This window comes from Roseibium sp. (assembly GCF_965216085.1).
Classification (GTDB): domain Bacteria; phylum Pseudomonadota; class Alphaproteobacteria; order Rhizobiales; family Stappiaceae; genus Roseibium.
In genome coordinates, this window is record NZ_OZ244138.1 from 5,745,447 (window position 1) to 5,762,519 (window position 17,073).

At 54.4% G+C, this 17,073-nt stretch carries 18 protein-coding genes; 9 read left to right on the forward strand and 9 right to left on the reverse strand.

The window, feature by feature from the left end; all coding sequences use genetic code 11:
* Positions 1-93: 93 nt before the first annotated feature.
* Positions 94-573, forward strand: a complete 480-nt coding sequence (locus tag ACOOFE_RS26750) for a GNAT family N-acetyltransferase (RefSeq protein WP_420412828.1) — start codon at positions 94-96, stop codon at positions 571-573.
* A 67-nt stretch (positions 574-640) separates the two neighbouring features.
* On the opposite strand, the gene ACOOFE_RS26755 is transcribed toward ACOOFE_RS26750, so the two are convergent.
* The 5 genes from ACOOFE_RS26755 to ACOOFE_RS26775 all read right to left on the reverse strand — a co-directional run bounded on the left by ACOOFE_RS26755 (position 641) and on the right by ACOOFE_RS26775 (position 6,634).
* Positions 641-1,276: a LysE family translocator gene (locus ACOOFE_RS26755; protein ID WP_420412829.1), complete on the reverse strand. Its 636-nt coding sequence runs from the start codon at positions 1,274-1,276 to the stop codon at positions 641-643.
* 93 nt (positions 1,277-1,369) lie between these two features.
* A complete protein-coding gene (holA, locus tag ACOOFE_RS26760) occupies positions 1,370-2,410 on the reverse strand; it encodes a DNA polymerase III subunit delta (protein WP_420412830.1) in 1,041 nt (346 codons plus the stop codon).
* Positions 2,411-2,428: 18 nt separating this feature from the next.
* The gene (lptE, locus tag ACOOFE_RS26765; protein ID WP_420412831.1) at positions 2,429-2,995 is read right to left on the reverse strand and encodes an LPS assembly lipoprotein LptE; all 567 of its coding nucleotides are present in this window, start codon (positions 2,993-2,995) and stop codon (positions 2,429-2,431) included.
* Entirely contained in the window at positions 2,982-5,606 is a 2,625-nt protein-coding gene (leuS, locus tag ACOOFE_RS26770; RefSeq protein WP_420412832.1) for a leucine--tRNA ligase, read from the reverse strand. The genes lptE and leuS overlap by 14 nt, the downstream gene beginning before the upstream one ends.
* Positions 5,607-5,899: 293 nt before the next feature.
* Positions 5,900-6,634, reverse strand: coding sequence for a substrate-binding periplasmic protein (locus tag ACOOFE_RS26775; protein ID WP_420412833.1), 735 nt, complete (start codon positions 6,632-6,634; stop codon positions 5,900-5,902).
* 502 nt (positions 6,635-7,136) lie between these two features.
* Here ACOOFE_RS26775 and ACOOFE_RS26780 point away from each other — a divergent pair.
* Together ACOOFE_RS26780 and ACOOFE_RS26785 are read left to right on the forward strand one after the other, a co-directional pair.
* The gene (locus ACOOFE_RS26780; RefSeq protein WP_420412834.1) at positions 7,137-7,808 is read left to right on the forward strand and encodes a YggS family pyridoxal phosphate-dependent enzyme; all 672 of its coding nucleotides are present in this window, start codon (positions 7,137-7,139) and stop codon (positions 7,806-7,808) included.
* Positions 7,809-8,029: 221 nt separating this feature from the next.
* Positions 8,030-8,260, forward strand: a complete 231-nt coding sequence (locus ACOOFE_RS26785) for a hypothetical protein (protein WP_420412835.1) — start codon at positions 8,030-8,032, stop codon at positions 8,258-8,260.
* 105 nt (positions 8,261-8,365) lie between these two features.
* Here ACOOFE_RS26785 and ACOOFE_RS26790 read toward each other — a convergent pair whose 3' ends face one another.
* The gene (locus ACOOFE_RS26790; RefSeq protein WP_420412836.1) at positions 8,366-9,526 is read right to left on the reverse strand and encodes a pyridoxal phosphate-dependent aminotransferase; all 1,161 of its coding nucleotides are present in this window, start codon (positions 9,524-9,526) and stop codon (positions 8,366-8,368) included.
* A 94-nt stretch (positions 9,527-9,620) separates the two neighbouring features.
* On the opposite strand from ACOOFE_RS26790, the gene ACOOFE_RS26795 reads away from it, so the two are divergent.
* From ACOOFE_RS26795 to ACOOFE_RS26815, 5 genes are all read left to right on the forward strand, one after another.
* A complete protein-coding gene (locus ACOOFE_RS26795) occupies positions 9,621-10,268 on the forward strand; it encodes a GntR family transcriptional regulator (RefSeq protein WP_420412837.1) in 648 nt (215 codons plus the stop codon).
* Between the two features lie 295 nt (positions 10,269-10,563).
* Positions 10,564-11,556, forward strand: coding sequence for a TRAP transporter substrate-binding protein DctP (dctP, locus tag ACOOFE_RS26800; protein ID WP_420412838.1), 993 nt, complete (start codon positions 10,564-10,566; stop codon positions 11,554-11,556).
* Positions 11,557-11,843: 287 nt separating this feature from the next.
* Positions 11,844-12,338, forward strand: coding sequence for a TRAP transporter small permease (locus ACOOFE_RS26805; protein ID WP_420412839.1), 495 nt, complete (start codon positions 11,844-11,846; stop codon positions 12,336-12,338).
* On the forward strand, positions 12,335-13,609 hold the full coding sequence (locus ACOOFE_RS26810) for a TRAP transporter large permease (RefSeq protein WP_141184272.1): 1,275 nt from the start codon (positions 12,335-12,337) through the stop codon (positions 13,607-13,609). The genes ACOOFE_RS26805 and ACOOFE_RS26810 overlap by 4 nt, the downstream gene beginning before the upstream one ends.
* Positions 13,610-13,619: 10 nt before the next feature.
* A complete protein-coding gene (locus ACOOFE_RS26815; protein WP_420412840.1) occupies positions 13,620-14,492 on the forward strand; it encodes an isocitrate lyase/PEP mutase family protein in 873 nt (290 codons plus the stop codon).
* Positions 14,493-14,602: 110 nt separating this feature from the next.
* On the opposite strand, the gene rplT is transcribed toward ACOOFE_RS26815, so the two are convergent.
* The 3 genes from rplT to ACOOFE_RS26830 all read right to left on the reverse strand — a co-directional run bounded on the left by rplT (position 14,603) and on the right by ACOOFE_RS26830 (position 16,061).
* The gene (rplT, locus tag ACOOFE_RS26820; protein WP_420412841.1) at positions 14,603-14,962 is read right to left on the reverse strand and encodes a 50S ribosomal protein L20; all 360 of its coding nucleotides are present in this window, start codon (positions 14,960-14,962) and stop codon (positions 14,603-14,605) included.
* A gap of 27 nt (positions 14,963-14,989) precedes the next feature.
* Positions 14,990-15,187 carry a 50S ribosomal protein L35 gene (gene rpmI / locus ACOOFE_RS26825; protein ID WP_023002610.1) on the reverse strand — a complete coding sequence of 66 codons (198 nt, stop codon included), beginning with the start codon at positions 15,185-15,187 and terminating at the stop codon, positions 14,990-14,992.
* A gap of 256 nt (positions 15,188-15,443) precedes the next feature.
* The gene (locus ACOOFE_RS26830; protein WP_420412842.1) at positions 15,444-16,061 is read right to left on the reverse strand and encodes an FMN-dependent NADH-azoreductase; all 618 of its coding nucleotides are present in this window, start codon (positions 16,059-16,061) and stop codon (positions 15,444-15,446) included.
* A 98-nt stretch (positions 16,062-16,159) separates the two neighbouring features.
* Here ACOOFE_RS26830 and ACOOFE_RS26835 point away from each other — a divergent pair, with 98 nt between their 5' ends.
* A complete protein-coding gene (locus ACOOFE_RS26835; RefSeq protein WP_420412843.1) occupies positions 16,160-17,065 on the forward strand; it encodes a LysR substrate-binding domain-containing protein in 906 nt (301 codons plus the stop codon).
* The last annotated feature ends 8 nt before the right edge of the window (positions 17,066-17,073 follow it).

The following is a 17,073-nucleotide window of genomic DNA, read 5'->3' on the forward strand; positions in this document are numbered from 1 at the left end:
GTTGATGCCCTGTGGCGAAGCCGCAGGGCTTTTTTATTTGGCTGATCATGCTGACAGCTTTTTTGGCAATTTGTTCGTGGGGACGACAGAAAAATGAAGACCCAACGCATTTCCTATCGCCGGTCAACGGCTGACGACACACAGGCGGTTTTTGATCTCGTGACGGCGTCTGTTCGTCGGTTGGCACCCGTTCCTTATTCGCAGGAAGTTATTGATACCTGGATGGAGGGGCGCAAGGTGGAAGATTATCAGCCTGATTGTGTGCAGGGCCTGGTGTGGCTGGCTGAGGCCGGATACCGGCCAGTTGGGTTTTCTCAAGGGGAGCCCGGTGAGGTTAAGCGGCTGTTTGTGGACGCCAATTTTGTTGGTTTGGGCATTGGCGCCAGCCTGATGGAACGGGCGCTGGATGACGCCCGATCAGGTAACAAAAAGACCATCGTAATAGAGGCGACCTTGAACGCGGTGCCGTTTTACAAAAAATGGGGTTTCGGCGAGGTCAGTGAAGGTATTTTTCCCGGAAGGGAGGGGTTGCCTCCAATCCGGATCGTGCGCCTTACAGCCAGTTTTGGATAGGTCTCTTGAGCCTCAACTTTTCTGTCCCATCGGCATTGCGGTTTGGCAAAGACGAACCTGGGTAGGATCAATTCCTTTCCGACAAAGCCACGCGGACGGCCAGTCCGGCAAAGACCGATGCCAGAAGATACTGGCCGAGTTTTTTGAACCGGGTCTGGCGGCCGAAATGCTGGCGCAGACCATGGCTAAAAAGAACCACAGTTCCATTCACGATAAGCCCCGTTGCATTCAAGACTGTTGCCAAGACAAGAACTTGTAAAAGAACCGGTCCAGCTTCCATGTGGAGAAACTGCGGGAAGAGGGCGAGCATGAAGAGCGCCATCTTCGGATTCAGTATGTTGGTCAGAAAGCCTTGCAGGAAGATCCGCCTATGTTCGGTACGGGTGTTGGTGCCGGTCTCAAGTTTAAACGTTGCAGGTGGGCTTGTGACGGCCTTCCAGGCGAGAACTAACAAGTACCCGGCACCTGCCCAGCGAACCACCTCATAGGCCACTGGAACAGCAAGGAAAAGCTGCGACAGGCCAAGGCCCGCTGCAAGCGCGTGACAGTAACTTCCGACTGCAATGCCGGCATAGGTTAGGAAACCCGATGACCGGCCCTGTGTGACGCTTCTGGAGGCGATGAGAAGCATATCCGGTCCTGGGGTCGCGGTCAGGACTAGGCAGGCGGTGGTAAAAACGATGAGTGTGGAGAGATCCGGCATCTGAGGTTCCTTCTGTGAAGCCGGATTCTCTGAATAACAGTTTTTCTCAGATAAGCAACGCGTTATGGCAAACCGCTGCACATTGGTTCGTGGCTATCGGCGCTGGCTGCGGACGCGGGCGGCCCGACCAACGGTCAGAAGCGCTTCGGAGAGAACCGGGACACCGAGATTGTCGTTGAGGCGGGAAATGCGAGTTGCTTCGCTCAAGATCTCCATCGCCCTTTCCAGATCCTTTAGGGTCCAGATGCGCAGCTGTTGGGTGAATTTCGGTTTACGGCTGAAGAAGATCGGTGGGCGTTGACTGTCGACTACTTGCTGAGCGCTTCTTCCGTTATCAATTTCGATTCGCATCCGGTGCAGATTTTGAAAATGTTTCAGCGCTTGATTAGCGATTACAGAGGCTTTGGATCCGGCGTCGGTCAAACGCTCCAGGCCATGGTCTAGGGTCGACAAGTCGCCAACTGCGGCAGCGTCGATCAACTCGGAGGTTTCAAATGCCGATGCATCGCCGATGATAGCTTCGACATCTTCGCTGTCGATGCGTTCCTTTTGCATGGCATAAAGGCAGAGCTTTTTTAATTCACCCCGGCTGGCCATGCGGTCACCGCCCAAAAGACTGTGTAAGGCAGCGCGGGCTTCACGCGAGATGCTTAGGCCGGCTTCCCGGGTCTCTTCATCGATCAAATGGTCAATGCCCCGGTCATTGTCGGAATAACATGGCAGGGCGACCGCGCGCCTGTGCGGTTCAATGAGTTTTCTGAGGCCGACCCCTTTTTTAATGTCGCCAGCTTCCAGCACAACGAGCGTTTGCCAATCGTCGAGCTTCAAGACTGGATCCACGGACGGAACAAGGTTTTTGCCGCTCGCATCCTTGACCCAGACTATCCGGCGTCCGCCGAACAACGGCACGGTCAGCACTTCGTCGATCAGCCGGTCGCTGTCGGAACTGAGCTCAGAGGCATCTATCTTGATCAGGTTGAATGGATCGCTGTCGCCTTCAGACGCTTTTGTCACAAGACGGCTGGCACGCTCAGAAACCAGACCTGTGTCTGGCCCAAAAATCAGCACAACACCGCCTGCGTCCGGGGGATTGGCGACAAACCGGTCAATCTCCGCGGCTTTTAGCGTGGACACAGGCTTTTGCCTCTCAGGTTAGGAGCCTTGATGGGTTGCGAAATAACCCGCAATCCGCGCCGTGATGTCTTCCGCGACTGCCTTTGCGACACGTTCTTCGGCATCCCGTGAAGCCCGCAAGTTGGCAAAGCGCTGGTTGGAGAAGTCGAACGAAGCCGATTGGAACGACCGGCCGGTCATCAGGGTTTTCTCGGTTGCTAGATCACTCAGAACAAAAGACGCATTCATGGTGAGCGTATAGGCCGAAGGCACGTCGGAGAACTGTTCAACCGCGACTGAGGCCGTGCTTGTATCTTTTAAGACAACGAGCCGGTACTTTTTCGCAGGAGCACTGGTTCCGCGTTCGAAATTGAACGTCAATTCATTGTAAAGGGTTCTGGCGGGCACATCGGTGCCGATGGAGGCAATGTCAATTGCCGCCATCTCATCGGAGACGACCGCTGAGCCGCTTCCTGCGGTTCCAGCGGTACCGTACAGCGGGCGGATTTGACATCCGCCAGCGGTAAAGCCGAATGCAAGCAAGCCTGCCAGAACCAGGGTCCTGAAACCCCTGTCCGATTTGATAAACCGGTCAAACAACGACATTGACGATCCTTTGCGGCACCACAATCAGCTTCTTCGGCGACTTCCCGTCCAGCAGTTTCTGAACGAAATCCTGAGACAAGGTAGCTGCTTCGACCTCCTCTTTGGAAGCCTCTTTTGAAATAGTCAGCTCACCGCGTCGTTTGCCATTGACCTGAATCGGATAAGTAACTGTGTCTTCAGCCAGAAGCGCCGGATCTGCTTCCGGCCAAGCGGCTTCGGAAATTAGATTGTCATGGCCGAGCGCAGACCAGCACTCTTCCGCCAGGTGCGGCATCATCGGTGCCATCATCTGGACCAGATAGTCAACGGTTTCGCGAACCGCATATTCCTTACCTTTATCTTCAAGACCTTCATTGAACGCCTTGCTCAAGGTGTTGACCAGTTCATAGAGACGGGCCACCGCCCGATTAAAGCCGAGGCCTTCAAGATCATTGGAAACCGCTGCCAGCGTCTTGTGGGTCGCGCGGCGCAGATCTTCTGATTTTGCCGACATTGCCGGGACCGACGAACTGCGCGGCTCGGTCTTTTCCGTGATTTCGCCAATTAAGCGCCAGACACGCTGAACAAAACGCCACGCGCCTTGAACACCGTCTTCGGTCCAGATGACATCACGCTCTGGCGGGCTATCAGACAACATGAACCAGCGGGCGGTGTCTGCACCGTAGGTGTCGATAATGTCGGTCGGATCCACGGTGTTCTTCTTCGACTTCGACATTTTTTCGATCGAGCCGATGGCAACAGCGTCGCCGCTGTCCAGCATGGAGGCGGTCCGTTTGCCGTCGATTTCTTCGATCTTGATCTCCGCCGGTGACACCCATTCACCGTTTGCACCATCACCGCCGCGGCGGTAAGTTTCATGGGTGACCATGCCTTGCGTGAAGAGACCTTTGAACGGTTCCTTCAAATCCAGCGCACCAACTTTCTGCATGGCGCGGGTGAAGAAACGCGAATACAGCAAGTGCAGGATCGCGTGCTCAATGCCGCCGATGTATTGATCGACCGGCAGCCAGCCAGTGGCCGCATCCGGATCGGTTGGTTGATCGCAGTCCGGAGCCGTGAAACGGGCGAAATACCAGGACGAGTCAACAAATGTATCCATCGTGTCTGTTTCGCGCTTTGCCGGTTTGCCGCAGTTCGGGCAAGTGGTGTCGCGCCAGGTCGGATGCCGGTCAAGCGGATTGCCGGGTTTGTCGAAATTGATGTCGTCCGGCAGCTGAACCGGCAGGTTTTCATCTTTCTCCGGAACCACGCCACAGCTGTCACAGTGAATGACAGGAATCGGGCAGCCCCAATAACGTTGACGGGAAATGCCCCAGTCCCGCAGACGGTAATTCACCTGGCGTTCAGCCTGCGGAGTGCCGTCGACACTGATCGCTTCCAATTTCTCAGCGACAGCATTCTTTGCATCAGCAATGGACATGCCGTTCATGAAATCGGAATTGAAGATGGTGCCGTCGTCTGTATAGGCCTCATCACCAACGTCGAAGGTCTCAGGATCGGCGTCCTTCGGCAGCACAACTGGTGTAACCGGCAGGCTGTATTTGCGAGCAAAGTCCAGATCGCGCTGATCATGTGCCGGACATGCGAAGATGGCACCGGTGCCGTAGTCCATCAGGATAAAGTTGGCTACATAGACAGGCAACTCGATAGAGGCGTCCAGCGGATGTTTGACCCGCAAGCCCGTATCGATACCTTTTTTCTCTGCCTTTTCAATTGCTTCTTCAGAAGTTCCGACACGTCGGCACTCATCGATGAAGTCTTTCAGCTCCGGATTATTTTCCGCCAGTTTGACCGAGATCGGATGATCGGGAGACAGACCCATGAAGGACGCCCCGAACAATGTGTCCGGGCGTGTTGTGAAGATTTCCAGCGTCTGATCACCAGTCGGTGCGGCCTCAATGAATTCAAACCGAACCCGCAGGCCTTCGGAGCGGCCAATCCAGTTCTTCTGCATCAGGCGGACTTTGTCCGGCCAGCGGTCCAATGTGTCGATCGCCTCCAGCAGATCTTCCGAATAATCGGAGATCTTGAAGAACCACTGGGTCAGCTCACGTTGTTCGACCAAAGCTCCGGAGCGCCAACCGCGGCCGTCAATCACCTGCTCGTTGGCCAAAACAGTCATGTCGACCGGGTCCCAATTGACCTTGGCGTTCTTGCGGTAAACCAGATCGGCGTCCAGGAATTTCAAAAACAGCCGTTGCTGCTGTTCGTAGTAAGCCACGTCGCATGTGGCGAATTCCCGGCTCCAATCAAGCGACAGACCCATGATCTTGAGCTGTTCGCGCATGGCAGCGATGTTTTCGTAAGTCCAATCTTTTGGGTGGACCTTGTTCTGCATGGCTGCGTTTTCCGCCGGCATGCCGAACGCGTCCCAACCCATCGGATGCAGGACGTTGAAACCCTTTGCCCGTTTGTAACGCGCGACGACATCGCCCATCGCATAGTTGCGGACGTGCCCCATATGAATCCGGCCAGACGGATACGGGAACATTTCAAGCACATAATATTTGTCGCGGGGGTCGTCGTTGTGCGTGACAAAGACGTCCTTGTCGTTCCAGATTTTTTGCCAGCGCGCTTCAACTTCGCGCGCGTTGTACCGTTCCGTTGCCATCAAATGTGCCGTTTGTTCTTGCCGCCGGAGATCGCGGAAATCCTAGATGTGTGCTTGCGGGACAGTCACCAGAATTCAAGCCCGCGGTCAACATGTCAAAAGTGAACTGTTTCTACCCAGCTGTTTAATCCGCTCAGCCGGACCCGTAAAGCTATTGTGTTTCGGAATTTGATCCAGAATCACTGAGCTTGGTCATGCCATCGTCCCAGATCTTCATCATGTGGGGAGCATCCGGGTGTTTCCGGCTGAAAAGATGGGAAAACGATGCGGCTCGGAGCGGTACGGGCGTGAACCTATTGGATCGCCTGGGACTTGGTATCCTCTTCAGGCATTTGGCCATCCCATAACTCAAGCATTTTTTTGCCATGTGGATGGGTCTTACTGAACAGAATGTACAACGGGACCGTATGAATTGGCGGTGAATGGGTTATTTCCTCGGCAGCATCTCCCAAAAACTCCGCTTTTTGAATGATCCCTACGTCATCACCGTCGATGAATATGTCGGCTCGCTCATACTGGAGCATTGTCCAGGCTTGTGCTTCCGTGACCACCGTTTCGACGGTTACTTTGGCCTCTTCAAGCGGTTTTTCGTACCAATAGTTCTGAACTGCAACCACAGTCAGACCCCGTTCCCGGATCTCGTCGAAAGTTAAGGCGGGCAATCCGTCTGGAAACCGGTCTTTCCTGTAGAACATGACGAAATTGTTGGTCGTAATTGGCCGATCAGGTACAAAAAATCTCTTCGCCCGATCTTCAGTATAGACCCAGGGAAACGTCGCTGGGACCGATCCACCTTCAACCACTTTCATTGCTCGCCGCCACGGCATGAATTTGTACTCAGCAATGTGGCCTGCGCTGGCAAAGGCGTTGGTTATGGTGCGCGCGTGTGTCCCGTAATGCGGCTCATCTGATCCGACGTAAGGTGGCCACTCACCGACAGCAAATGTGAATGTTTCTGCGCGAGCCGGGTTAGCCGATTGGATCAAAACCAGCGCAATCAACGCAAATATCCAAAACCGGAGCTTCATGACAGCACCTACAACTTTGCTTCATATGCAGGGTACTGAAGAACAGTCGGTGAATCCACAATTTTGGAGATCAAACAGAGTAATCAATACTGTCAAGTTTAATTATGGTTATTGATCCTCAGTCCTGTTTCTTATCCGCTTTATGCTCCGAAACGATGTATTTTGTCGGACCAAAAATGCAGCTCCCAAATGTCGTACATGTGTTTTCCATCTGAATGGGCTTTACTAAAGAGCATATGACGCGGAACCTGATGAAACGGTGAGGAGTGAGATATCTCTGAAATGCTCTCGCCAAGGTGAGCTTTCATCTGCAATTTGCTGATATCTGGGTTCTAAATCAGGATATCAACTCGATCATGCAGCAACATAGTCCAGGCGTCTTTTTCTGTGATCGCTTAATGCGCAGTGAGGGTCTTTTGTTTGCTTTCAAACAGTTGCGCCAGCCGCGTATCCGCCATATGGAAAATCAAACTGTCACAACCGTGATTTCTGGGAGTATTTTATGAACACTGCTACGGACCGCCTTGCCAATGTCATGAACGATATTCGGGCAGCGGAAACCGAACACAGTCGTCCTAGCGGCTCTGTGACATTGATCGCTGTTTCGAAGACATTCGATGCAGAGGCGATCCGCCCGGCTCTGGTTGCAGGCCACCGGGTATTTGGCGAGAACCGGGTGCAAGAGGCTATGAGTAAATGGCCGGGTTTGCGGGAGGAGTTTGACGGTGTTGAGTTGCACCTAATCGGACCGCTTCAGTCCAACAAGGCCAAGGAAGCGGTGCAGACCTTTGATGTCATTCACACAGTAGACCGGCCGAAAATCGGCAAGGCGCTCAGGACAGAGATGGACAAACAAGGCCGCGATCTGCCCTGTTTCATTCAGGTCAATACCGGCGAAGAGCCTCAAAAAGCCGGCATCGCGCCAAAAGACGTTGACGCCTTCATAAAGGATTGTAAGGAAAACATAGGCCTGTCGATTGTGGGCTTGATGTGCATTCCGCCGGTCGATGAGGCGCCCGGTGAACACTTTGCGCTTTTGGAAAAAATCGCTTCGCGGAACGGCCTGTCTCAGATCTCCATGGGCATGTCCTCGGACTATCAAACCGCCGTTGGCTTTGGGGCAACCCATGTACGCGTCGGCTCGGCGATATTCGGATCCCGCGATTATACTTGATCAGGTTGCCGCCGCAATCCAGGCAAATATCGCTATTTTTGACAATAATTTGACCTTGGAGTGACCAGACGGAAAGGTCGGTCACAACATTGCCCTGACACTTCCTTTACGCGGCCATTTCGCCGTCTGGTTTGGGACCGAGTGTTTCTCCCGCTCCGGTTCACCGGCCATAGGGGTCTGGTGGAGCGACGGGGCACACGACCAAAACTGGAGGTCAAATTATGTCCAAGACTTTTGCAGCTGCCGTTCTGATCGGCACTCTGACTGTGTCTTCTGCAGCTCTTGCGGAAGGTATTTCCTTTCAAAAGGCGGACAGCAACCAGGATGGGTTCCTAAGCTTTGACGAAATCACCGTCGTAATGCCGGACATGTCCGAAGAGGTTTTCAAGACTGCCGACGTCAATCAGGACAATCTCCTGGATCCGGCAGAATTTGAGGCTGTTCAGCCTTAAGCGTTTGGGCGGGTAGCCCTTCTTAGACCGCAGAATGTGGTCGACCCGCCCATCACGGACCACCGCTGGAAGGTCACGCCGGCGGTGGTTCTGTTCCGAAAGTTTTCAGGCCTTCCAGGCTTTCCGGATGCGTTCGCGCAGATCGCTCATCCGGTCTACTGGTTCATTGGCAAAAACAAATCTCAAATAACGCCCGGCCCGGTCTTCTTGACCCCAGTCGGTCATGGGCGTTGCAGCTATGGCGCTATCGTCGAACAGTTTTTTCGAAGCGTCTTCGGGTTTTAGCCCCATAGCCACCGTATCGATCAGCAGCGACCAACCGCCATCGGGGATCACCACAGGAAGATCCTTCATTTCTGATAGGATATGGTTCCGGCGGGCCCTCCATTCTGCGGTTGCAGCCGCAACGCCATCGTCGTCAGTCGTCAGGGCGGCGGCGGCACCGGGCATGGCGATGCCGACTTGGCAGACTACATTTGTCAGACTGACAAGGCCGATGTCGTTCATGATTTTTTTGGGGCCCACCACCCAGCCGACCCGCCAGCCGATCATCCGGTATTCCTTTGAAACAGACCCGACCGTGATCACGCGCTCGGCCATACCATCAAAAGATGCCGGATGGAGAACCGGTTCGCCGGTGAACAGGATCCGCTCCATGGCCGCATTATGTACGATCCAGGCATCGGCATTTTCTGCTGCCGACACGATCGCCTGCCATTCTTCCCGCGTATGAACGATCCCGCTTGGCATCGACGGGCTCATGGTGACGATCGCCTTGACTTTCGGATTGATGGCATCCTCCAGCGCGTTGAGGTCGAGCCGCCAGCGGTTATCCGTAACGGTGAGCGGAATGAGCTTCGGGATGCCGCCGGACAGATGGATCCTGTTCAATAGACCAGCATAGGCCGGATCAGTGATAATCACTTCATCGCCCGGTTCAATCAGAGCCAGCAAAGAATTCAAAACGCCGGAGAGACCGCCGGCAGACACGATGCATTGGCTGTCGGCATCATAAGCAACACCTGTTGTTTTTGAGACCCGGTCTGCTGCGGCCCGGCGCAGGTCATGAGTCCCGAGAAACGGGAGATAGCTGTTGGCATCGTCTCGTGTGATGGCGGCGATTGTGGCGTCGATTGCTGCTTTTGGCGGAGCGATGTCCGTATCCAGATTTTCAAGGCGCAGCATTTCCGGATTTGCGATGGCGTCCGCCGCGTTTCCCATCCTGTCGACCCCGATACCCGGAATATTGGCTAGCCGTGAAACCATGTTAGTATCCTTTATCTTAAATTGGATCCAATTATGGAAATTGATAGACAGAATAGGATTTGTGTGTCAAGCCGATGATTGCTAAAGGAGGCAAATGAGCCAAGCACCCTTGAAACGCGGCGACCGTGCGCAGGACATTGAAAACAAAATCCGGGAGGGCATCATTTCCGGGACCTATGCGCCTGGAAGTGCGCTGCGGCAGGAAGAACTTGCGCAACAATTTGAGGCAAGCCGGATGCCGATCCGCGAGGCTTTGCGCGCCTTGAGCGTAGAAGGCCTGGTTCAGCTGGTGCCGAACAAAGGTGCTGTCGTTGCACCGATCAGCGCGGCGGAACTCAGAGAAAATTTCGAAATGCGGGAGGCAGCGGAAACTCTCGCGATCCGCCTATCGGTCCCGCATCTATCCAACGTTCAGATAGATAAAGCCGCGCAAATCGAAAGGGACATCAAAGGTGCCGGAATTGCCGAATATGGGGCGCTCAACAAGGCATTTCATTGCACTCTTTATGCTCCAGCCCAGCGGCCGCGTTTGTTGGCGCATATTCAAAGTCTGCACGATCTAGCTGAACGCTATCTGCGTTTCACTCTGAAATATTTTGACTATCAACCAAAATCGGCTGAGGAACATGACGCAATTTTGCAGGCCTGCTACCAGAGAGATGCGAAAGAAGCCGAGAGATTGACTTCCAAACACATCACTGAGGCGGGGAGTATCCTTGAAGAATATCTGGCCAATCATTAAATTTTTAGAATTAAATAAATAAGTCAAAATACTCGTAGGTCCGGTAAAAGCAATATGTATATTGTTAAATGTCAGTATTTTTTCTCGATTAATCGAGTTTGATCTATAGTTTTAAAGAAACTTTCGAAAGCTGTTCAAAAGCAGAGTAAAGCTAAAAGGCCTTAAAACATTAGAAAAAATCAACAAACTTGGGTCAAAAGTACAACTTGAATAGCCTTGCAGTGAGTTGACCCCAACAAAACTGTTTGCAAAACTCCTTCCAAATAACAAAAAGAAATTTCAATGGGAGGAAAATATGAAAGCATTTACGTGGGCTCTTGGAGCCGCGATGGCACTTGGTTTGACCGCCGGGTCATCTTTTGCCGCAGACACCACCTTGCGGATATCGCTGCAGCTGCCGCTGAAAAGCCACCTCGGCCAGAACTTGGTTCTGTTCAAGGAAGAGGTGGAGAAAAACTCCAACGGTGAAATTGCGGTCGAAATTTACGATTCCGCGCAGCTTTATAAGGACAAGGAAGTTCCGGCTGCGGTCGGCTCCGGCGCCATCGAAATGGGCGTCGCGTCCCTCACCCGTTATGTGGGCGACATCCCAGCCGTCGACATTTTCTATCAGCCGTTCCTGTTTGACAGTGAAGACAAAGTCCGCGCAGCTGTTGCTCCGGGATCTTCCGTACGCGGACCGCTGGATGAAGCCATCAAGGGCACCGGATCAACCGTGTTGTGGTGGCAGGCCTATGGCGGTGCGATCATGCTGTCGAACGGTGGTCCGATCAAAACCCCTGAAGATATGAACGGCAAGAAGGTCCGGGTTTTCGGCAAAACACTGGGTGATTTTGTCACCGCCGCAGGAGGCGCGCCGACCCTGATTTCCGGTTCCGAGCAGTATCTTGCGTATCAGCGCGGCACGGTCGACATCGGCATGACCGGTGTTTCCGGCGTGAAATCCCGCAAGCTCTGGGAAGTGATGGACACCATCACCGTCACCAACCATGCAGACATTGAGTTCATCGTCGTCGTGAACACCGATTTCTGGAACGGGTTGTCCGACGCCCATAAGTCTGTCATTCAGGCCGCCGCCGTAACTGCAGAAAACGATGTCCGGGACCGCGTCTCTGAGATCGAAGCTGGTGCTTATGCAGCCGCGGAAGAAAACGGTATGACGGTCTACAAGCCATCTGCTGAAGAAATCTCTGCCTGGAAAGCCGTCAGCCAGCCGGTCTATGACGCCTATGGCGAAAAGGCTGGGGATCTGGGCAAACAAGTCATGGATGCGGCCAGCAAGCTTTAGGGAATGCTTCTAGTTGTTTGGTCGCGCTCGTCCCGACCAGACTCTTGGTGACTGGGGCTGATTAAAATTGGTCCCTGTGTTGTCATCCCTGCGCAGGTAGGATCCAGTAACCTCTTGAAGTGGTTATCTTCTCCGGTAATTCCTCTCACGGAGTACTGGATCTCGGTCTTGGGACCAGAGCGCCAAACCGGGATGATAATTGAGAAGCAAACGAATTTGGCTGACTATCTGGGCGGTCGATTTGCCGCCCAGTCTTTCCTTTTCAAACCCGTTATCTGGGATTTCTCATGAAGGCCTATGCGACCCTCCTGATGGCGCTCGCCTGGATTGCTGCGCTCTTGTTTGTTCTTGCCGGCGGCATGCTCACCTTTGAGGTCACCGCTCGCTACCTGTTTGTCGCGCCGACGATCTGGGCAGCGGAATTGTCTCAGCTCAGTTTGATCTGGGGGTCTATGATCGCGATGCCTTGGCTACTCGGCGCTGGGCGGCACATTGCCGTCGACGCCGTAACCAACCAGCTCGGCCCCGGCGCACAGCGCATTTGCCAGGGACTTGCTATGATTTTCGTCGCTGGCTTCAGCGCTATCGTTGCCTGGAAAGGCGCCGGAATATTCTACGATTCCTTTGAGCGCGGGCGGACCACCGGCTCGATGCTGGACTTGCCGACCTGGGTGTCGGAACTCGCAATCCTCGTCGGTTTTGGACTTTTGTTTCTGCAGGCCGTGATTGAGCTGACAAAAGCGGTCAAAGGACCGGTTTCTCTAAGTGGAGCCGGACATTGACCACGATCCTTATTCTCGCAGCTCTTTTCACGCTGCTTCTCATCCGTGTGCCTGTTGCCTTCACACTTGGCGGTCTCGGACTTGCCTTGCTTCTACTCGGCGGTTTCTCGCCGCTGATGGCGCCGCAGGCGATCCTGTCGACCCTCGATGGTTTCATCCTGCTCGCAGTACCGTTGTTCCTCTTGATGTCCAACATTTTGCTGAAAGGCGGTGTCGGCAAGGATCTTTTCGCCGCTGTGCATGCCTGGGTTGGCCATTGGCCAGGTGGATTGGCCGTGGCGACCATCGTCTCTTGCGCAATCTTTGCGGCGATCTCCGGCTCATCGGTCGCGACAGCGGCCACCATCGGCACGGTTGCGATCCCGGAAATGATCAGCCGGGGTTATGAGAAGAAATTCGTCTACGGCCTTTTGGCAGCTGGCGGCACGCTCGGCATTCTGATCCCGCCATCAATCCCGATGATCGTCTACGGCTTTGTCACCGAACAATCGGTGATCGCGCTGTTTCTGGCTGGCATTGGCCCGGGTTTGTTGCTGGTCGCGCTCTTCATCGCCTTTGCCATGATCTACGCCCGCTGGTTTGGCGGATATACGCCGGAACCCGCGGCCAGCGGCCGGGAACGCCTAGAAAGCACGATCCGCGCCCTGCCCTCGATGGTTTTGGCTGGCGTCGTGATCGGTGTCATCTACACCGGGATCGCCACCCCGACAGAGGCAGCCGCTATCGGCTTTGCGGTCGCGTTGTTGATCACAGGTCTTTACCTGCGCACCCTCACCTGGCAAGGCCTCAAGGAAGCCGCCTTTGAGAGCATGGTGACCACGGTTGCGATCCTTCTGATTGTCGCGGGTGCCAAAGTCTTCGGCAAGGCGATTACGCTCTACCGGATTCCGCAGGAAATATCGGTGTTTATCGGCCAGAACATCGACACGCCGCTCGCCTTCATTCTGGTGGTCTCGGTCGTGCTTTTGATCATGGGGCTCGTTTTCGAAGCGCTCTCCATGGTCTTGATCATGACGCCGGTCCTGCTTCCGGCCGCGATGGCGCTGGGCTTTGATCCGATCTGGTTCGGCGTCTACATGGTGGTGATGGTCGAATGTGCGTTGATCACGCCGCCGGTGGGGCTCAATCTTTATGTCATCCAATCTGTCGCGCGCTCCAGCCTGTCGGATGTTTCCAAAGGGGTCCTGCCCTTCCTAGTTCTGATGTTATTGAGTGTTGTTGTGCTCTATCTCTGGACCGATCTGGCGCTCTACATACCGTTTAAACTCTAAAGGATGTTCCATGCCGTCTCCGGCTGACAAACTCCGCGCTCTTCTGGCGCAAGAATCTCTCAATGTGATGCCCTGTTGCTTCGACGCGCTTTCGGCAAAGCTGATCGAACAGGCCGGTTTTGGCCTGACCTTCATGTCCGGCTTTGCGACCTCCGCCTCAAGGATCGGTCAGCCGGATTTGGGGCTCATGTCCTATGCCGAAGTGCTCGACCAAGCGCGTAATATCACCGATGCAATTGAGATCCCGCTGATCGCCGACGGCGACACCGGATATGGCAATGCGATGAACGTGCGCCGGACTGTGACCGGTTTTGCCAAGGCGGGTGCGGCAGCTGTGATGATCGAAGACCAGCTTGCGCCAAAACGCTGCGGTCACACGCCGGGCAAGGCCGTGGTTTCTCGTGAAGAAGCCTTTGACCGGATACGGGCAGCACAAGATGCCAAGGACGCCGGTGCTGACATTCTGATCCTCGCCCGCACGGACGCCCGGCATGATCACGGGTTATCGGAAGCGATTGACCGGGCTGGGAAATTCAAGGAGCTCGGCGCTGACATTCTGTTTGTCGAAGCGCCAAAGACGGTCGAGGAAATGCAAACCATCTGCCGTGAATTGCCCGGACCGAAGATGGCCAATATCGTGGAAGGCGGGGAAACCCCGGAACTTTCGCACAAGGAACTTCAGGATATCGGTTTTTCGATTGCCGCCTACCCCCTCACCTTGATGGCGAGTGCCATGCAGGCGATGACCGGAACATTGGCCAAGCTGAAGGCAGACGCGGACCGGACACCGGATCTGATGAATTTCTCCGAGCTGCGCGAGCGTATTGGCTTCAACGACTATTATGACCTGTCTTCCAGGTATGAGACGTCCAAGCGGGATTGATTACCTTCGAATTGGCGTTGGCCGTTATTGAATGACAGTCATGTAGTCTCGAAAAGAAAAAAGCGCGGTCCCGGAAGACCGCGCTTTCAAAAAGTTGCTTTGCTTCAGCTTCAAGCAGCCAGAGCGCCTTGAGCCTGATCGACCAGAGCCTTGAAGGCTTCCGGCTGGCTGATGGCGAGTTCTGACAGAACCTTGCGGTCGACTTCAACGCCAGCCTTGTTCAGGCCGTTGATGAAGCTGCCGTAGGTCATGCCGTGCTGGCGGGTTGCCGCGTTGATGCGCTGGATCCACAAAGAGCGGAAGTTGCGCTTCTTGGCCTTGCGGTCGCGATAAGCGTATTGACCCGCTTTCTCGACGGCCTGCTTGGCGACGCGGATGGTGTTCTTGCGGCGGCCATAGTAACCCTTGGCAGCCTTCAAAACTTTTTTATGACGAGCGTGGGCGGTAACGCCCCTTTTGACGCGTGACATCTAGGTGATCTCCTTAAAAGGCTGGCGTTATGCGTACGGCAGGAACTGCTTCACGATCTTTGCATCCTGATCGCTCAGCGTGGTGGTGCCACGGGCGTTCCGGATGAACTTGTTCGTGCGCTTGATCATGCCATGGCGCTTGCCGGCCTGTGCGGTTTTCACCTTGCCGGTTGCAGTCACTTTAAAGCGCTTTTTAGCGCCGGACTTCGTCTTCAGCTTGGGCATTTTGCATCCTTTCTTTGGTGTGCCTGCAAGCAAGCACTTCATTGTTGGTGCATTCAGAGCCGACACGGCATGCCCTTGGTTGTTTCGACCTGCCCATACATCAAGATGCAAAAAGACAGCCCAAAACGAGCCGGACGACTCTGGACCGGGCGCTTATATGGGAGGTTTTAGGCAAAAGCAACTGGAATCCCGGCAGAAACAAAGGATTCCATGTCGATCCGCCGTGCAATTTTGGTTCTGTCAGATTACAGCAATGTTATGCAGCCAATCTCGCTGATTGTTTTGCCGACTTTAGCCGGTCCTCAAACTGCTCGGGTGCGCTAGTTGCCGTGCCCTGAATATTGATGAATTCGATCTCTTTGATTCCGAGGAACCCCAACAGAAATTCCAGATAGGGCTGGACAAAATTCGCTGCCGCAAAGGGTTCACCGTCCAAATACCCTTCAGAGCCATAAGTGCAGACAATCACGGCGCGCCGGGCATTGACGAGGCCGCGAAACCCGGTCTCATCCATTGAGAACGTATGGCCGATCCTTGAAATCTGATCGACCCAGGCCTTGAGGGCAGCTGGAATGGTGAAATTGTAGATCGGAACTGCCAGAAGCAGGGTATCGGCATCCTGCACTTCTTTGATGAGTTCATCGGACAGCGCTGTGGCGGCTTTTTGTTCGACAGACAATTCATCCTGCGGTGCATAGAAACCCTCAATGGTTTTCTGCGCAATGAATGGGATCGAGCCATCGGCCACATTCCGGGTGATGACTTTGCATCCCGGGTTCTTCTCTCGGAACTCGGCTTCAAACACTTCGGCAATGGCCGCCGAATGAGAACCTTCCAAACGAGAACTTGAATTGATGCGGAGCAACTGGGTCATGAATTTGTCTCCTGACTGCGTGACCAAGACGACTTAAATTCATGCGGCATTTAGAAAAATAGATCGAATTACACCGTAGCCATGCGTAATATGCACGAATGGAACTTTCGACACTCAAAACGGCGCTCTTGGTTCGTGACCTTGGAAGCTTTGCCGCTGTCGCCCGGCTCTTGGATCTGGATGCGTCCAGTGTCTCCCGTGTGATCGCACAACTGGAGCAAGACATCGGCTTCCGTCTGTTCCAGCGCAGCACCCGCAGTCTGGCCCCCACCGGCGAGGGCGAACTTTATCTCAACCGAATTGCACCCCTGGTGGAAGAGCTGGATGCGGCCGGTGAAGAAGCGCGGACGACAGCGGTATCCCCACGCGGAACTCTACGGATGACCGCAAGCATTTCTTTTGTTCAGGAGTGTCTGATCCCAATCCTGCCGGAGTTCCGGCAAAGATATCCCGATATCGACATCGAACTTCTGGCCTCTGATGCAAATCTCGACTTACGGGCTGATGGCATAGATTTGGCGGTCCGCTTCGGGTCGATGCCCAAGGGTGACTGGATCGTCGCCAAGCTGATGACCACCAGTTACCGGGTCGTGGCGTCACCGGGGTATCTGGAAACCGAGGGGCCAATGACCAATCCAGATGACCTCTCAAACAGGGAATGCATCTGTTTTGCCATTCCGGGCTTCCGGACCACTTGGCAGTTCCGGAAAGACGGCATGCAGCCGGTTAGTGTGCCAGTTGGAGGTGCGACAGTGATCTCCAATGCCTTGTCGATCCGCTCCGCCACCCGTCTCGGCATGGGCGTGGCCCTGTTGCCCATCATGCTGGTTGAGAGGGATCTGAAGCGCGGAACCTTGGTGGATGTATTTCCGGACTATGCTTGCGCGGCCGCTACTTTTGAAACAGCGGCCTGGCTGGTTTATCCCAGCCGGTCCTATTTGCCCCAGAAAGTCCGGGTGATGATCGATTTCCTGAAAAAGCATTACGGGCGGCCAGTGACCTGACCGCCCAA

Coding starts and splice junctions, on each gene's coding strand:
- ACOOFE_RS26750 (WP_420412828.1), top strand. CDS start 94: ATGAAGACCCAACGCATTTCCTATCGCCGGTCAACGGCTGACGACACA.
- ACOOFE_RS26755 (WP_420412829.1), bottom strand. CDS start 1,276: ATGCCGGATCTCTCCACACTCATCGTTTTTACCACCGCCTGCCTAGTC.
- lptE (WP_420412831.1), bottom strand. CDS start 2,995: ATGTCGTTGTTTGACCGGTTTATCAAATCGGACAGGGGTTTCAGGACC.
- leuS (WP_420412832.1), bottom strand. CDS start 5,606: ATGGCAACGGAACGGTACAACGCGCGCGAAGTTGAAGCGCGCTGGCAA.
- ACOOFE_RS26775 (WP_420412833.1), bottom strand. CDS start 6,634: ATGAAGCTCCGGTTTTGGATATTTGCGTTGATTGCGCTGGTTTTGATC.
- ACOOFE_RS26780 (WP_420412834.1), top strand. CDS start 7,137: ATGAACACTGCTACGGACCGCCTTGCCAATGTCATGAACGATATTCGG.
- ACOOFE_RS26785 (WP_420412835.1), top strand. CDS start 8,030: ATGTCCAAGACTTTTGCAGCTGCCGTTCTGATCGGCACTCTGACTGTG.
- ACOOFE_RS26790 (WP_420412836.1), bottom strand. CDS start 9,526: ATGGTTTCACGGCTAGCCAATATTCCGGGTATCGGGGTCGACAGGATG.
- ACOOFE_RS26795 (WP_420412837.1), top strand. CDS start 9,621: ATGAGCCAAGCACCCTTGAAACGCGGCGACCGTGCGCAGGACATTGAA.
- dctP (WP_420412838.1), top strand. CDS start 10,564: ATGAAAGCATTTACGTGGGCTCTTGGAGCCGCGATGGCACTTGGTTTG.
- ACOOFE_RS26805 (WP_420412839.1), top strand. CDS start 11,844: ATGAAGGCCTATGCGACCCTCCTGATGGCGCTCGCCTGGATTGCTGCG.
- ACOOFE_RS26815 (WP_420412840.1), top strand. CDS start 13,620: ATGCCGTCTCCGGCTGACAAACTCCGCGCTCTTCTGGCGCAAGAATCT.
- rplT (WP_420412841.1), bottom strand. CDS start 14,962: ATGTCACGCGTCAAAAGGGGCGTTACCGCCCACGCTCGTCATAAAAAA.
- rpmI (WP_023002610.1), bottom strand. CDS start 15,187: ATGCCCAAGCTGAAGACGAAGTCCGGCGCTAAAAAGCGCTTTAAAGTG.
- ACOOFE_RS26830 (WP_420412842.1), bottom strand. CDS start 16,061: ATGACCCAGTTGCTCCGCATCAATTCAAGTTCTCGTTTGGAAGGTTCT.
- ACOOFE_RS26835 (WP_420412843.1), top strand. CDS start 16,160: ATGGAACTTTCGACACTCAAAACGGCGCTCTTGGTTCGTGACCTTGGA.